11 protein-coding genes are annotated in these 15,307 nt (G+C 66.5%); all 11 read left to right on the top strand.

All coding sequences use genetic code 11. The features are described from left to right. Positions 1 to 26 precede the first annotated feature (26 nt). Positions 27 to 1,352, top strand: a complete 1,326-nt coding sequence (locus tag AC3WLT_RS14520) for a DotU family type VI secretion system protein (protein ID WP_492592415.1) — start codon at positions 27 to 29, stop codon at positions 1,350 to 1,352. Then, positions 1,349 to 4,987 carry a type VI secretion system membrane subunit TssM gene (gene tssM / locus AC3WLT_RS14515; RefSeq protein ID WP_492592414.1) on the top strand — a complete coding sequence of 1,213 codons (3,639 nt, stop codon included), beginning with the start codon at positions 1,349 to 1,351 and terminating at the stop codon, positions 4,985 to 4,987. The genes AC3WLT_RS14520 and tssM overlap by 4 nt, the downstream gene beginning before the upstream one ends. Continuing rightward, complete coding sequence (gene tagF / locus AC3WLT_RS14510; RefSeq protein WP_492592413.1) at positions 4,984 to 5,679, top strand: type VI secretion system-associated protein TagF; 696 nt, start codon at positions 4,984 to 4,986, stop codon at positions 5,677 to 5,679. Before tssM ends, tagF begins: the two co-directional genes overlap by 4 nt. Positions 5,680 to 5,772: 93 nt before the next feature. Further along, positions 5,773 to 7,920, top strand: a complete 2,148-nt coding sequence (locus AC3WLT_RS14505) for a serine/threonine protein kinase (RefSeq protein ID WP_492592506.1) — start codon at positions 5,773 to 5,775, stop codon at positions 7,918 to 7,920. Positions 7,921 to 7,975: 55 nt separating this feature from the next. Continuing rightward, positions 7,976 to 9,043 carry a type VI secretion system protein TssA gene (gene tssA, locus AC3WLT_RS14500; RefSeq protein ID WP_492592412.1) on the top strand — a complete coding sequence of 356 codons (1,068 nt, stop codon included), beginning with the start codon at positions 7,976 to 7,978 and terminating at the stop codon, positions 9,041 to 9,043. Positions 9,044 to 9,133: 90 nt separating this feature from the next. Beyond that, on the top strand, positions 9,134 to 9,697 hold the full coding sequence (gene tssB / locus AC3WLT_RS14495) for a type VI secretion system contractile sheath small subunit (protein WP_492592411.1): 564 nt from the start codon (positions 9,134 to 9,136) through the stop codon (positions 9,695 to 9,697). Next, positions 9,690 to 11,192, top strand: a complete 1,503-nt coding sequence (gene tssC / locus AC3WLT_RS14490; protein ID WP_492592410.1) for a type VI secretion system contractile sheath large subunit — start codon at positions 9,690 to 9,692, stop codon at positions 11,190 to 11,192. The genes tssB and tssC overlap by 8 nt, the downstream gene beginning before the upstream one ends. A gap of 31 nt (positions 11,193 to 11,223) precedes the next feature. Beyond that, the gene (locus tag AC3WLT_RS14485; RefSeq protein WP_492592409.1) at positions 11,224 to 11,715 is read left to right on the top strand and encodes an Hcp family type VI secretion system effector; all 492 of its coding nucleotides are present in this window, start codon (positions 11,224 to 11,226) and stop codon (positions 11,713 to 11,715) included. A gap of 16 nt (positions 11,716 to 11,731) precedes the next feature. Continuing rightward, on the top strand, positions 11,732 to 12,283 hold the full coding sequence (gene tssE, locus AC3WLT_RS14480) for a type VI secretion system baseplate subunit TssE (protein ID WP_492592408.1): 552 nt from the start codon (positions 11,732 to 11,734) through the stop codon (positions 12,281 to 12,283). A 3-nt stretch (positions 12,284 to 12,286) separates the two neighbouring features. Continuing rightward, the gene (tssF, locus tag AC3WLT_RS14475; RefSeq protein WP_492592407.1) at positions 12,287 to 14,152 is read left to right on the top strand and encodes a type VI secretion system baseplate subunit TssF; all 1,866 of its coding nucleotides are present in this window, start codon (positions 12,287 to 12,289) and stop codon (positions 14,150 to 14,152) included. Then, entirely contained in the window at positions 14,149 to 15,219 is a 1,071-nt protein-coding gene (gene tssG / locus AC3WLT_RS14470; RefSeq protein ID WP_492592406.1) for a type VI secretion system baseplate subunit TssG, read from the top strand. Before tssF ends, tssG begins: the two co-directional genes overlap by 4 nt. The last annotated feature ends 88 nt before the right edge of the window (positions 15,220 to 15,307 follow it).

Genomic DNA, 15,307 nt, shown 5'->3' with positions numbered 1-15,307 from the left:
AGGCGGATGACGGACGGAAACGACTCATGAATCACTGGAATGATGCAGTTGCAGGCACGCCCGGCGGCTTCGTGCATCCGAACCCCGGCGGAGCGCCGCCAATGTCCGACGCTGCCGGTGCGGGCACGGCTTATGGCGGGCCGCTGCCGGAGCGCGTGGCGCCGAGCGGCAGCAACCCGCTCGTCGCGGCGGCCAATCCGTTATTGAGCCTCGTGCCGCAGATTCGCTGGACCGTGCATCACCCGAATCCGCGATGGTTGCGCGAGCATCTTGCATCGGAGGTCCGGCAGTTCGAAATGCGCGCGCAACGCGCGGGAATCGCGCTCGACGTGATCGTCGGGGCACGCTATTGCCTGTGTACCGCGCTCGACGAGGCGGCGTCGCTGACACCGTGGGGCGGCGGCGGGGCATGGTCGGCCGACAGCCTGCTGGTTGCCTTCCATAACGAGACCTGGGGTGGCGAGAAATTCTTCCAGGTGCTCGCGCGTCTTTCGCAACAGCCGCAGCAACACCTCGATCTGATCGAACTGCTGTACTACTGTCTCGCGCTCGGCTTCGAGGGGCGCTACCGTGTGCTCGACAACGGCCGTGGCCAGCTCGACACGTTGATGCACCGCGTCGCGCAGCTGATTCGCCAGGCGCGCGGCGAATACGATGCGCCGCTCTCGCCGCACTGGCGCGACGAGATTCCGGCCGAACGTGCGCGTCGCCTGGCAGTGCCGGTGTGGGCGTGGGCCGCCGTCGCCGGGCTGATCGGATTCGGCGCGTTTGTCGCATTCGACCTGACGCTCGCGCGGCGATCCGATGAAGTGTTCACGGCGATCGACCGCGTACGCGTGCCTCATCTGCAGCAGCAGGCCGTGGCGGCGGCCGTTCATCCCGCCGCCGCGCCGCGTCTTGCGGGGTTTCTCGATCCCGAAGTGCGTGCGGGGCTCGTCTCGGTTCACGACGACGCTGAGCGCAGTGTCGTGACGCTGCACGGCGACGGACTGTTCGAGTCGGGTTCAGCGTCGGTGATCGACCGCTATACGCCCGTGCTTGCGCGAGTGGCCGATGCGCTCGAGCGTGTGCCTGGCAACATCGTTGTCGCGGGCTACTCGGACAACGTGCCGGTGCGCAGCGCGCGTTTCGCGTCGAACTGGGATCTGTCGCAGGCGCGCGCGCAGGCGGTCGCGCAGATGCTCGCGTCGCGCATGACGCAAACAGGCCGTATCCGTGCGGAAGGGCGCGGCGAAATGGACCCGGTCGCCCCGAACGACACGCCGGCCAACCGCGCGCGCAACCGGCGCGTCGAAATAACGTTGCTGACGGCGCCCGCGCATGCAGCGTCCTCCGCGCAGGGAACGCCATGAGCTCGTTCGCTTCATCGCTGCCGTCCCGGCCGTTCCTCGCACGATCTTTCTGGGTGTTCGTCGGGCTCGTCGCGGTTGCCGTGCTCATCTGGGTTGCCGGACCGCTCATCGCCTTCGGCACGTGGCGTCCGCTCGAATCGACCGGTGCGCGCGCGCTGCTGATCTGCGCGCTGTTCGCCGCCTGGGGCCTGCGCCTTGCATACCGTCGCTGGCGCGCGGCACATCTGAACGCCCAGTTGCTGAACCAGTTGCGCGCGAGCGAGCCCGCACCGGCCGATCAAAGCGCGGATCCCGCTCATCTGGCCGAATTGCACCACCGCTTCAACGAAGCCGCGGCACTGTTGAAAAGCATGCGCCTCACCGCCGGCGAGCGCGCACGAGCGGGGCTCGCCGGCTGGATCGAACGCTTTTCGCCGCGCTATCTGTATCAGTTGCCCTGGTATGTCTTTATCGGCGCGCCCGGTTCGGGCAAGACCACGGCACTGGTCAACTCGGGGTTGAGTTTTCCGCTGGCCGAACAGTTCGGCCGCGCCGCGATTCGAGGCGTCGGCGGCACGCGGCATTGCGATTGGTGGTTCACCAACGAAGCGGTGCTGATCGACACGGCCGGACGCTACACCACGCACGAGAGCAATCGCGCGCTGGACGAGCAGGAGTGGCGGGGCTTCGTCGGCCTGCTCAGGAAGTATCGGCCGCGCCAGCCGCTCAATGGCGCGCTGCTGACGATCAGCGTCGCGGACCTGCTCGGCGCCTCCGATACGCAGCGCACCGAGCACGCGATGTCGCTGCGCAAGCGGCTTCAGGAATTGCGTGAACAACTGGGCATCCAGTTTCCCGTCTACGTGCTGGTGACCAAGGCCGACCTGCTCGCCGGCTTCGCCGAGTATTTCGCCGCGCTCGGGCGCGCGCAACGGGCTCAGGTTTGGGGCTTCACTTTCCGGCTCGACGAGACCCGCAAGCCGGACTTCGATCTGCGCGCGGCTTTCGATCGCGAGTACCAGTTGCTGCACCGGCGCCTGAACGACGCGCTGCCGGAGTTGCTGGCGGCTGAATCCGACGTGCGCCAGCGTGAGTTGATCTATTCGTTGCCGCAGCAGTTCGCGTTGCTGCAAGACGTACTCGGACAACTGATCGCAGAGGTGTTCTCGCAGTCGAAGTTCGACTCGCTTCCGCTGTTGCGCGGCGTCTATCTGACGAGCGGGACCCAGGAAGGCACGGTGTTCGACCGCGTGATGGGCGGAATCAAGCGGTTTCTGCAGATCGAGGGCGTGCCGCCCGCCACCCACAGCGGGGCGAACGGGCGCAGTTTTTTCCTGACAGATCTGCTGCAGGCGCTCATCTTCAGCGAGACGTCGCTCGCCGGCATGAACCTGCGGTGGCACAGGCGGCAACGCGTGCTGAGCGTCGCGGGCTATGGCGCGGCGGCCGTGTTGCTGTGCGTCGCGCTTGCGCTGTGGATACGCAGCTACGCGAACAACAGCGACTATCTCCAGCAGATGAGTGAGCGCGTGAGCGTACTCGACAGGCAGTTGCAGCGCACGTCGATTACCGATGCCGCCGGCATGGGGCAGGTGCTGCCGGTGCTCGACGAACTGAGGGGATTGGCGCGAACCGATCGCGTCGATCCCGCGTCGCCGCCGCTTGCGTATCGCTGGGGGCTGTTTCAGGGCGATAAGACGCAGGCAGCGGCGAGCGGCGTCTATCACCGTGCGCTTGACGAGTTGTTGCTGCCGCTCGCGGCACGGCGTCTCGAACAGACGCTGCGGGACGCGCGTCAGGACGATCCCGCGTTCGCCTATGCAGCGCTCAAGGCCTATCTGATGCTCTACGACAGCGCGCACTACGACCCCGCCTTCGTGCAGGCCGTGCTCGACCTCGAATTCGAGCGCTCGTTGCCGCGGCCGCTGGCCGCCGCGCAACGTGCGGCGTTGAGCGCCCATCTGGACAGCCTGTTCGCGGACCGCGTCGTGCTGTCGCCGTTCGCGATGGACGAGCGGCTCGTCGCCGATACGCGCGACCGGTTGCAGCGGCTCACCTTCGCGCAGCGGCTCTATGCGCAGCTCACGCACACGCTGCGGACCAGTACCGCGTCGTATGGCTTCGATGTCGCGCACGCCGCGGGACCGTCGGCCGCGCTGGTGTTCCGGCGGGCGAGCGGCCAGAGCCTGAACGACGGGCTGCCCGGGCTGTACACGTATCGAGGCTACTGGGACGTCTTCGACAAGCGGCTGGACGATTCGATCGATGCATTCGCGGCGGAAGAAAAGTGGGTGCTCAATCTGAAAGAATCCGAAGTGCCGAATCGCGCTGCGGGGGAGTCGTGGTCACGCGATATCCGCTCGCTCTACCTGAATGACTACGTGCGCGAGTGGGATGCGTATCTGGGTGACATCCGTCTGCAAACCGGCGATTCGCTGGCCCAGAGCATTCAGGCCGCGCGGGTGCTGTCGGCGCCGGATTCGCCGCTGACACGGCTCATCGACGCAGCCGCGCGCCAGACTGCACTAACCCGCAGCGAAGCGGGCACGGTTGGCGGGGGACTCGCGGACCGCGCGCAGGACAAGGTGGACAGCGCGCGCCACGCGCTGGCTGGAATCTTTGCCGATGCGGCGGCGAGCGATGGCGCGCCGGTGCCCACCGACAAGCCGGAGGCCGTGGTCGACAACCACTTTGCCGGCTTGCGGCAGTTCGCGCACAGCAGCGAACGCCAGGATTCCGCGCCGATCGACGCCGCGCTGAAACTGATCGACGAGCTTTACACGTACTTGAGCGCGACCGACTCCGCGTTGCGCAGCGGCGGGATGCCGCCGCCGTCCGATGTGCCGGACAAGGTGCGCGCACAGGCTGGCCGCATGCCTGCGCCGTTCAGGCAGATGCTCGGCGAGCTGGCCGATGCCGCGAACGGCAGCGTGGCGTCGCTCGCGCAGCGCAATATCGCCCGCAGCGCGTCGGCCGACATCGGCGACTTTTGCCGTCAGGCGATCGCGGGGCGCTATCCGTTTGCGCACGGCTCGTCGCGTGATGTCGCGCTTGGCGACTTCGCGCAGCTATTCGCGCCGGCCGGACTGATGGACGACTTCTTCCGCAAGAACCTGCAAGGTCACGTCGACACGGCCACTCGCCCGTGGCGGTTCAATACGGCGCCGGGCGATGGCAATGCAGAGGGAAATGCGGCGCCGTTCCTCGCGTCGTTCGAGAAGGCGGCCGTGATCCGCGATGTGTTCTTTGCCGGCGGCGCTCACGATCCCGGCGTGAAGGTGCAGATCAAGCCGCTGGACATGGACCCGGCGATATCCGAGTGGGCGCTCAATGTGGGCGGTCAGAGCGTGCGCTACGCGCACGGTCCGCAAGCGCCGGTCACCGTGCAATGGCCGGCGTCGGGAGGCAGCAACCAGGTTCGGCTGCAGGTCGTCGAGCAGTCGGGTGCGACCGACGGATGGGTGGCGGATGGGCCCTGGGCACTGTATCGCCTGTTCGATCACGCGCGGCTCGAGCAGGGGCACGCACCTGAGGAACTGATCGCCAGCTTTGCGGTGGACGGCAAGCAGTTCAAGGTCGAGCTCACCGCGGATTCGGTGCACAACCCGTTCCGTCTGGGGCAGATGGAGTCGTTCACGTGTCCGGGCAAGTCATGAGGATCGCAGAGGCGAACGGCCACGTGTTGTGGCCCGGCTGGTACGGGAAGGTCCCCGGCGCGGGCGACTTCGTCAACCGCGGGCTGTCCGCGGGGCTCGCCGCATGGTGGGACCGCTGGATTCAGCAGGGGATGGCCGCGCTCCGCCAGGACGCGCCGGACGGACTGAGCCGCTATTTCGCGATTGCGCCAGTGTGGAATTTCGTGATCCCGGCCGGTGCCGGCGCCGACTGTGTTCAGCTCGGCAGCCTCGCACCGAGTTGTGACCGCGTCGGTCGCTATTACCCGGTCATCGCGACGCTTGCACTGGACGCGGCCGGCTATTCGAGCCACACGACCGCGTCGGCTGGCGGTTTTTTCCCGCAGATCGGGGCGGCGCTGCTCGACGCCGTTCGCGATGCACAGGGGCCCGAGGAACTCGATCTGGCGTTGAGCCGCGTACGGCTGCCGCGCGACACAGAGGCCTTCGCGGAACGGAATAGCGTGGTGCAGCCAGGCGGTGTAGCACGCGCGACTGAACACGCGGCAGGCTGGCCCAACCTGGCCGAGTACTTCGACCCGCACGGAATGACGAGCTTCTGGTGGACCTATCAGGCAGACGACGTGCTGCCGAAAACGCACGCGCATACCGGCAGGTTCGATGCGCGGCTGTTTCAGACGCTTTTCGGCGTGCCGTCGCGCGATATGTATTGACGCGGCGGCGACGCGTGGCGGCATTCCTGCGCGTTTGCCCCAGGCAGTATTGACGAGAGGTCGTGGATGATGGACCCGTTGTTTAAAGAGCGCATGACGGCTGCTTCAGATGAGGAGCCGGCCGGCGGATCGCGGCCGCTGCCGATCGGGCACCGGCTTGGCGAATTCGAACTGGACTCGGTGCTGGGGATTGGCGGTTTCGGCATCGTCTATCGGGCGTTCGATCGCACGTTGCAGCGTACGGTCGCCGTCAAGGAATACATGCCTTCGCTGCTCGCGCGGCGTGGCGGCGATTTCACCGTATGCCTGCGCGCGGACCGCTTTGCCCAGGCGTTCGACTCGGGGCGCGCCGCATTCCTGAACGAGGCGAGGCTGCTCGCGCAATTCGATCATCCTGATCTGGTGAAGGTGCTGCAGTTCTGGCAAAGCCATGGCACTGCTTACATGGTGATGCCGTTTTACGAAGGGCAGACGTTGAAGCAGCGCGCGGCGACGCGCGCGCCGATGAGTGAAGCAGAGCTGATGAGCCTGCTTGCCGCATTGCTCGGCGCGCTTGGCACACTGCATCGCGCGCAATGCTTTCACCGCGACATTTCGCTCGACAATGTGCTGATCAGGTCCGACGGCAAACCCGTGCTGCTCGACTTCGGGGCGGCGCGCAAATCGATCGGCGACGCCGTCGACGAAACCTCGGTGATGCTCAAGCCCGGCTATGCGCCGATCGAGCAGTACACGGACGACCCCGCATTCGTGCAAGGGCCGTGGACCGATATCTATTCGCTCGGCGCGCTGGTCCACGCGATGATCGTCGGCGAGCCGCCAAGCGCCGCCGTCGTGCGCAGCATTCAGGATACCTGGCAGCCGCTGGCGTCGCGTGAATTTCCCGGCCGTGAACGATACAGCCGAACGTTTCTGGAGGCGATCGACCATGCATTGCAGTTGCGCATCGCCGACCGTCCGGACTCCGTGGCGGCGTTCGCACAGTTGCTGGGACTGCGCGAAGCGGGTGCGGGGATGTATATCGTCGGCGATCGCTCGCAAGGACCGAGTGCAGCCGCGGCGATGCCGGAAGGCACGCAGCGGGACACGGCTGCCGGCGCCGCGACAGCGGCGCTGCAAGCGGATGAAGCGCGCCCGGGCGTCGATGATTTGCCGGGCGTCCCGCGGCCGTCTTTCGCAGGCGAATCGTCACGCCCGTTACCCCCGTCACGCCCGTCAGACGCGCCTCATAAGGACGACAAAGACCAAAGCGGAGCGGTGATTCACGGTGCGACGGGGCTGCTCAACGACGCGTCGGGCAGCGATGCGCAAGCGAGCCTCATCGCCGGAACACCGGAGGTCCCGCAGAGCCGGCCGGCTGCAGATGGTCAGCAGGATGATCATCGACGCGGCGTCCACGGCACCCCCGACGGCAGCGAGCCGCTTGCCGGTGCACCTGGGCGCAGTGCCGGAACGCAGCGGCGCCCGATCCCGGGCGTCGCGCAGCTTGCTAGCGCGTTGCATACGTTTGTCGCCGCATTGCGGGGATGGGCGTCCGCGCGCGGCGCGCAGCGCGCAGGCGGCCGCCGTCCCTACGCGATTGCGGGTGCGCTGGTCCTGATCGTTGCAGCATGCGTCGGCACGTTCAAATTGCTGCAGTTCGCCATACAGGCCCCGGAACAGCGCTTTGCCGCGACGGCGACGCCTGAGGTTCACGCGCCTGTTGTGGTCGTTCCGGGCGAGCCGGCGCCGCCCCTGGCACAGGCCGCTCCGGTCGAGCCGCCGCGGGCGGCGCAAGCGTCCGGCGCGGGTGGGTCCGCGCCTCGCGAGCCGGTTAAACCGGCGAATGCGGCTGCCGCTCCCGCCACGGCTGCGTCGGCGCCGGACTCGATCGCTGCCGACGCACAGGCGGCATCCGCTGCGATCACGGCCGACGCGCAGGCGGCATCCGCTTCGATCGCAGCCGACGCGCAGACCGCATCCGCTGCCGACGCGTCCGGGCAGAGCGCCGCGCGGGGTGTTGCCGCCGGCGACGATCGCAAGATGGCAAAGCTCGTGGCAGTTCGGCTCCAGGTCTATCCATGGGGCGAAGTCTATGTCGGAGGTGTCAAGCGCGGCGTCAGCCCGCCGCTGAAGACGCTCACGCTTGCGCCCGGTACGTACGACATCGAAATTCGCAACGGCGAGTTGCCGCCGATGCGGCGCACGGTCCGGCTCGATGCCGGCGGCGGACCGGTCAGCATCAGCTACACGTTCGAATGACCGGCGATATCACCTTTCGCGTGGGCGCACGCGCCTTGCGCAGGAAATCATCGACATGATTGAGCGCTTTCTTGCCCCCGTCGATACGAACTCGCGATGCGGGCCCGATCTCGAGTACGACGCCGACTTTCTGCGGCTGCACCAGTGCGCGGCGGGCCGGCCCGAGCAGCAGTACGGCGCGACGGTCATCGCGGCCGAGGCACCGGACTGGACCGAAGTCGAACGCCTCGCGCAGTCGCTGCTCGCGCGCACGAGGGATCTGCGCATCGTGCCGCCGCTGGTGCGTGCGTGGATCGACGCTCGCGGTCTCGAAGGTTACGCGGATGGGCTGACGCTTGTCCGGACATGGCTCGACGATTACTGGGACGATCTGCATCCGGCGCTGTCCGTCGACGGCGAGACCGACCCGGCGCCGCGCATGAACGCGCTCGCCGAACTCGTCGGTGCGCATGCTTGCGCTGGGTCCGCGCGCGAGCAGTCGCTCGCCGGCGCGCTCAGTGTGCGTGAGGCTGCCGACGTGCTCGACGGCCGCGCGCTCGATGCGGCTCACTATCCAGGCGGTTCCGAGCGCCTGAAGCGCGAACTGGAACGATCGCGGGACGAAGGCGGGCGCGAGTGGCTTGCCGCGCATGCCGTGCTCGACGGTCTCGATGCGATTCGCGCCAGCGTGACGGTTCGGCTCGGCCCTCAATGGATGCCCGAGCCGAGCCGTTGCGAACTGGCGCTGCGGCGCATCTGCCTGGAGGTGGGCGAACCGCCGGGAGCCGACGCGCATGACGCTGGTGTTGCGCAACGTGACGCATCCGCGCACGGCGACGCCGATGCCGGCCAGGTTCACCACGCCGATCGCAGCAACGGCAGCAATGGCAGCAATGGCGCATCCGCCGTGCCGCCGCCACACATGTGGCGTGACGTCGAGTTCACGAACCTGGCCGACGTCGCGCTCGTGCTCGACAAGATGTGCCGCTATTTCGAGGACCACGAGCGGAGCCATCCGGCGCCGCTGCTGCTGCGCCGCGTGCAGCGTCTACTGACGCTCGATTTCTACGAGATCGTCAGAGACATTGCGCCGGAAAGTCTGCAACAGGTCGAGCTGTTGAGCGGGCGGCGCACGGATGCGTAGAGCGGGGCGTGCGATGCCGGCGAATGGTCGCATGCCCCTTACCGTTGAACCAGGATCAGCGCACATAGGGTGCGCGGGGAGCATGAGCGAATGTCACGTCAGAAACTTTCATCCAGCGGACAGAAACAGATTGCGCGCAATCGCGCGCCTCGGGTCCAGATCGAATACGACGTCGAACTCTACGGTGCGCAGCAGAAGGTGCAACTGCCGTTCGTGATGGGCGTGCTGGCCGATCTGGCCGGACATCGGGCCACGCCGCTGCCCGATCTCGCTGAGCGCAAGTTCATGGAGATCGACGTCGACAGTTTCGACGAGCGCATGAAGGCGCTCGCCCCGGCGCTGTCGCTCGAGGTGGACAACACGTTGACCGGCGACGGCAAGCTGAAGGTCGACGTCGCGTTTCAAAGCATGGACGACTTCGCGCCGGCGGCGCTCGCGCGTCACGTCGAACCTCTGCGGCGGCTGCTCGAGGCACGCACCGAGCTCGCGAACCTGCTGTCGTATATCGACGGCAAGCGCGGCGCGGAGCAACTGATCGCGCGGGCGCTCGCGAATCCCGCCTTGCTTGCGGCCCTTGCTGGAACGGGTGCGAGCGGCGCGACGCCGCAGGCCGGCGAGGCCCCGCGTCTTGAAGGAGGAGAAGATCATGAATAGGAGTGCACCGACGACACTGACGCAGGTGGTTGAAGCGACGCTGACGGACGAACGGTTTTCCGCGCTGCTCGACGCGGAAGTCAAACCGAAGACCGAGCAGGCGCGCAACGCGGTGCAACGTGCGGTGCGCACGCTCGCCCATCAGGCCCTCGAGAACACGGCCATGCTGTCGTCCGATGCCTACGACGCGATTGCGCAGTTGATCGGCGAAATCGACGGGAAGCTGGGTGAGCAGATCAATCAGATCCTGCACCACCCGGAATTTCAGCAGCTCGAGGGCGCCTGGCGTGGCCTGCATTATCTGGTGAATCACACCGAAACCGACGAGCTGCTGAAAATCCGCGTGCTGCCGGCGAGCAAACGGGAAGTCGCGCGCATGCTCAAGCGCCACAAGGGCGTCGCGTGGGACCAGAGTCCGCTGTTCAAGAAGGTCTATGAAGACGAGTACGGACAGTTGGGCGGCGAGCCGTTCGGCTGCCTGATCGGCGACTACCATTTCGACCATTCCCCACCGGATGTCGAGATGCTCGGCGAGCTCGCGAAAATCTCCGCGGCGGCGCATGCGCCTTTCATCGGCGGGGTGTCTCCCGCGTTGATGCAGATGGAGTCGTGGCAGCAGCTATCGGATCCGCGCGACCTGACGAAGATCTTCCAGAACACCGAATACGCCGCGTGGCGCAGCTTGCGCGAGTCGGAGGATGCGCGCTATCTCGGTCTCGCGATGCCGCGCTTTCTTGCACGCCTGCCGTATGGCGCGCGCACCGATCCCGTCGACGAATTCGACTTCGAGGAGGAGACCGACGGCGCGCGGCATGACCGCTATACGTGGGCCAATGCCGCCTACGCGATGGCCGCGAATATCAACCGTTCGTTCAAGCTGTATGGCTGGTGTTCGTCGATTCGCGGCGTCGAGTCGGGCGGCATCGTCGAAAACCTGCCATGCCACACGTTTCCGACCGACGACGGCGGCATCGACATGAAATGTCCGACCGAGATCGCGATCAGCGACCGGCGTGAAGCGGAACTCGCGAAAAATGGACTGATGCCGCTCGTGCATCGCAAGAACTCCGATATTGCCGCATTCATCGGCGCGCAGTCGCTGCTGAACAGCGCCGAATATCACGATCCCGACGCGTCGGCCAACGCGCGCCTGTCCGGCCGGCTGCCGTATCTGTTCGCGTGCTGCCGCTTCGCGCATTACCTGAAGTGCATTGTGCGCGACAAGATCGGCTCTTTTCATGAGCGCAGCGACATGGAGCGATGGATGAACGACTGGATCATGAACTACGTCGACGGCGACCCCGTGAATTCATCGCAGCAGACCAAGGCGAGCAAGCCGCTCGCGGCCGCCCAGGTCGTCGTCGAGGACGTCGAGGACAACCCTGGCTACTACGCGGCGAAGTTCTTCCTGCGTCCGCACTATCAGCTCGAAGGGTTGACGGTGTCGTTACGGCTCGTTGCAAAGCTGCCGTCGGTCAAGACGGTGGATCGCTGATACGTGGCGCTTATTTCAATTGGAGGGTGTGATGGCGGTGGCAATGTTCATGAAGGTCGGTGGCACGACAGGCGAGTCGGCCGACGAGCAACATCAGGGATGGACCGATATCCAGTCGTTCTCGTGGGGCGCGAGCCAGCCCGCGGCGATGGCAGTGGGCGGTGGTGGCGGCACCGGCAAGGCCAGCTTCAATGATCTGTCCGTGATCGCCTACATGGACAAGGCGGCGCCGGCGATCATCAAGTGCTGCGCGAGCGGCAAGCATCTCGACAAGGTCGAGATTTCCTCGTGCAAGACCGGCGGCACGCAGATCGAGTTCTCACGGGTGACGCTCGAAGAGGTGCTCGTCACCTCCGCGCAGGTTGCCGGCACCGACCCGGCCGACGCGGCGGACCGGCTGCTGATGAGCTATGCGTTTCAGGCCGCGCGCGTCAAGAAGCAGTACTGGGAACAGAACGCGAACGGCGGCAAGGGGGCCGAGGTGACGATGGGGTGGGACATCAAGAAGAACAAGGAAATGTAGCTGGGAGGCAGCGACGATGCTCGAAACCGATGGTCAACCGATGAACCGTCCGCCCGGCTCACGGCGGCACAGCGCGCGCGACCGGCTGCAGCCCGCGCTGCTCGACCGGCTCACCGATGCGGCGCCCCGCGAACGCAAGGAAGCTTTGCCGGCGCACTGGATCGATGAGCGCAAGCTGCGCGCCGCGGTGCTGCGCGACCTGTCCTGGCTGTTCAATACAGCGAACATGCAGGACGGGATCGATCCGGCGGCACATCCGGAAGTGGTGCGTTCGGTTGTCAATTACGGCGTTCCTCCGCTTGCCGGCATGCAGATGTCCAGCATCGACCACGCAGCGCTCGAGCGCTGGATTCGCGATGCGCTCGTGCACTTCGAGCCGCGATTCTGCGCCGACAGCGTCGACGTGCGTTGCGTGACGGATCCGCGCGGGGCGAACCATCAGAACAGGCTGACGCTGGAGATTCACGCAAGGCTGTGGTCGGTGCCGTACCCGCTCGAGATTCTGCTGCTGTCCGATCTCGATCTCGAATCGGGCGTCGTGTCGGTCAGGGAATGCACGGGGGTGTAGCGCATGGACGAGCGATTTCTTGACTACTACAACCGGGAACTGACCTATCTGCGGCAGCTCGGCGCCGAATTCGCACAGCAGTTTCCGAAGATCGCCGGTCGCCTCGGGATGCATGGTATCGACGTCGCCGATCCCTATGTCGAACGGTTGCTCGAAGGATTCTGCTTTCTGACGGCGCGCGTGCAGATGAAGATGGATGCGGAGTTTCCGCGCTTTTCGCAGCGCCTGCTCGACGTCGTCTATCCGAACGCGCTCGCGCCGATGCCGGCGATGGCGATCGTGCAGATGACACCGGATCAGAACGAAGGCAGTCTCGTGCGAGGCTTTGCGGTGCCGGCCGGCACCGCGCTGCAGGCGAAGGTCGCGAGCGGCGAAGTGACGCCGTGCGAATTCCGCACGGCGCATGATCTCGTGCTGTGGCCGCTCGCGATTACCGCGGTGCAGATGACCGGCGTTCCGATTGATCTGCCGGCTGGTGCGCTGAGACGGCGCGCGCGCGCCGCGCTGCGCATCCGGATCGAGGTGACGGCCGGTGCGCTGGCGGACCAGCTGCCGCTGGATCAGCTGACGTTCTACCTGTCGGGCCCGGAGTCTCAGGCTGCGCGGCTTGTCGAGCTGCTGACCGCTCACGTGGCCGGCGCCATCGTGCATGCGCCGGGCGATGCCGCACGCAACGCCGTGGCCCTCGACGCAGATGCGATCGCGCACGAAGGATTCCATCCGTCGCAAGCGATGCTGCCGAACGACGGCCGGATGTTCGAAGGTTACCGGCTCCTTCAGGAATACTTCGCGTTCCCCGCACGCTATCTGTTTTTCAGCGTAAGCGGCCTGCGGCGCGCACTCGCACAATGCGGCGGCAGTGCATTCGAGTTGACGCTGCTGCTCGACCGGGATGACGCGGCGCTCGCATCCGAGGTCGATACGCGGCATCTGGCGTTGAACTGCACACCGGCGGTCAATCTGTTTGCGAAGCGCACCGACCGCATTCCGGTTACGCCGCGCACCCACGAATATCATCTGGTCGTCGACCGCGTGCGGCCGCTCGATCACGAGGTGTACGCGGTGACGCGCGTCACGGGGCATCGCATCGGCGACGCAGGTGATTGCGACTTCCGTCCGTTCTACGCATCGTACGGCGGCGACAGTGGCGAGTCAGGTGCGTACTACTCGATCCGGCGCGAGGGGCGTGTTGCATCCGCGCAGATGCGAGCCAACGGCGCGCGCACCAGCTACCCCGGAACGGAAGTGTTCGTCTCGCTCGTCGACCGGCAGCAGGCACCGTTCGACGAACGCGTGCGGCACCTTTCCGCCGACACCCTGTGTACGAACCGGGATCTGCCGCTCCTGCTGCCGCTCGGCTCGGCGAGCGATTTCACGCCGAAGATCTCCGCGCCGCTCGCGCGCATCAAGGTGTTGCGCGGACCCTCGCGCCCGCGGCCGCCGCTCGCGCAGGACGCGGCGGCGTGGCGGCTCATCAGCCACCTCGGGCTGAACTATCAGCCTTTGACCGATATCGACGATGACGCCGGTGCGCGCGCGCTGCGCGAACTGCTGGGACTGTATGCGCAACAGGGAGACACGGCGACGCGCAAGCAGACCGGGGCACTGCAGCGGCTCGCTTGCGAACCGGTTTATCGCCGGCTGCCGGAGTCTGGCCCGATCGTGTTCGGCCGTGGCGTGCGCGTGACGCTGACCGTCGACGAGCAGGCATTCGCCGGTGATAGCCCCTACCTGCTCGGCGCGGTGCTCGAACAGTTTTTTGCCCGGCATGCGTCGATCAACGCGTTCACCGAGTTCGCGTTGCATTCGGTTCAGCGTGGCGAACTCGCGCAATGGCCCGCACGTGTCGGGCGGAGGCCGGCAATATGACGCACCGCGATCCGCTGGCGAGCGCCGCGGCGCGATACGACGCGTATTGGGCGCGCTTGCGCGCTGCGCCCGAGGAACACGATCTGTTCAATGCACTGCGCTGGCTCGACGCATTGTCCCAGCACGCGGCGCCGCTCGGACGGGCCACGCACCCGCGCGACGAGCCGTTGCGGCTTGGCCAGGAGCCGTCGCTTGCGTTCGCTGCGTCGATGATCGCTGCGGTGCGCGAGGCGGGCGCCGTGCCGCGCGTGACGATTCACGGCTTCGGACTGTTCGGGCCGAACGGGCCCCTGCCACATCATCTGACCGAATACGCCCACGAACGGGCGAATGCGTTCGACGATCGCACGATGTCCGGTTTCGCCGACTGGTTCCATCACCGGCTGATCCTGCTGTTCTATCGCGCGTGGGCCGATGCGCAGCCGGTGGCTGGGCATGACCGGCCGGGGCGATCGCGCTTCGACCGGTATGTCGCGAGTCTGATCGGACGCGCGGTCGACCCCGTCGAGACCCGCGGCCCCGCGCACGCGCAGTATTTCCAGGCAGGCCACTGGGTGCGGCAGACGCGCAATCCGGAAGGCCTCGTCCAGATTCTGCGGCGCGAGTTTGGTGTGCCGGTGCGCATCGTCGAACACGTCGTGCACTGGGCGCTGATCGGCGCACCGCTGCGTACGACGCTGCACGCGACGGCGCCCACGCAACGCCTCGGCGATGGTGCCGTGCTCGGCCGCGCGGTACGCGACGCCCAGTCGCGCTTTCGCATCGTGCTCGGGCCCATGCCGCTCCGTACGTATCGCATGTTCCTGCCCGGCGGTAGAAATGCGGCGCGCGCGGCGCACTGGGTTCGCGAATACATTGGCGCCGAGTTCGCATGGGAGCTGCAACTGGAGCTTGCGCCCGATCATGTACCCGCGCTGACGCTGGGCCGTGCGGAAGGGCTCGGCCGTAGCACATGGCTCGGCACGCGGTGCGGCAGCACGCCGGCGAGCGATGTCGTCATCGATCACGCCACGATCCGGCCGGCGCAGCGCGATACGAAGGATTGCGCTGCCGACGCGCAGCCTTGAGTGAACCAGCTGAACCAGCTGAACCAGCTGAACCAGCTGAACCAGCTGAACCAGCTGAACCAGCTGAACCAGCTGAACCAGCTGAACC

This window comes from Paraburkholderia sp. FW306-2-2C-D06C (genome assembly GCF_058781505.1).
Note: the sequence above shows the minus strand (reverse complement) of the source record. Positions and strands in the feature narration are given on the sequence as shown.

Coding starts and splice junctions, on each gene's coding strand:
- tssM (WP_492592414.1), top strand. CDS start 1,349: ATGAGCTCGTTCGCTTCATCGCTGCCGTCCCGGCCGTTCCTCGCACGA.
- tssE (WP_492592408.1), top strand. CDS start 11,732: ATGCTCGAAACCGATGGTCAACCGATGAACCGTCCGCCCGGCTCACGG.
- AC3WLT_RS14505 (WP_492592506.1), top strand. CDS start 5,773: ATGACGGCTGCTTCAGATGAGGAGCCGGCCGGCGGATCGCGGCCGCTG.
- tssC (WP_492592410.1), top strand. CDS start 9,690: ATGAATAGGAGTGCACCGACGACACTGACGCAGGTGGTTGAAGCGACG.
- tssB (WP_492592411.1), top strand. CDS start 9,134: ATGTCACGTCAGAAACTTTCATCCAGCGGACAGAAACAGATTGCGCGC.
- tssA (WP_492592412.1), top strand. CDS start 7,976: ATGATTGAGCGCTTTCTTGCCCCCGTCGATACGAACTCGCGATGCGGG.
- tssG (WP_492592406.1), top strand. CDS start 14,149: ATGACGCACCGCGATCCGCTGGCGAGCGCCGCGGCGCGATACGACGCG.
- AC3WLT_RS14485 (WP_492592409.1), top strand. CDS start 11,224: ATGGCGGTGGCAATGTTCATGAAGGTCGGTGGCACGACAGGCGAGTCG.
- tagF (WP_492592413.1), top strand. CDS start 4,984: ATGAGGATCGCAGAGGCGAACGGCCACGTGTTGTGGCCCGGCTGGTAC.
- AC3WLT_RS14520 (WP_492592415.1), top strand. CDS start 27: ATGAATCACTGGAATGATGCAGTTGCAGGCACGCCCGGCGGCTTCGTG.
- tssF (WP_492592407.1), top strand. CDS start 12,287: ATGGACGAGCGATTTCTTGACTACTACAACCGGGAACTGACCTATCTG.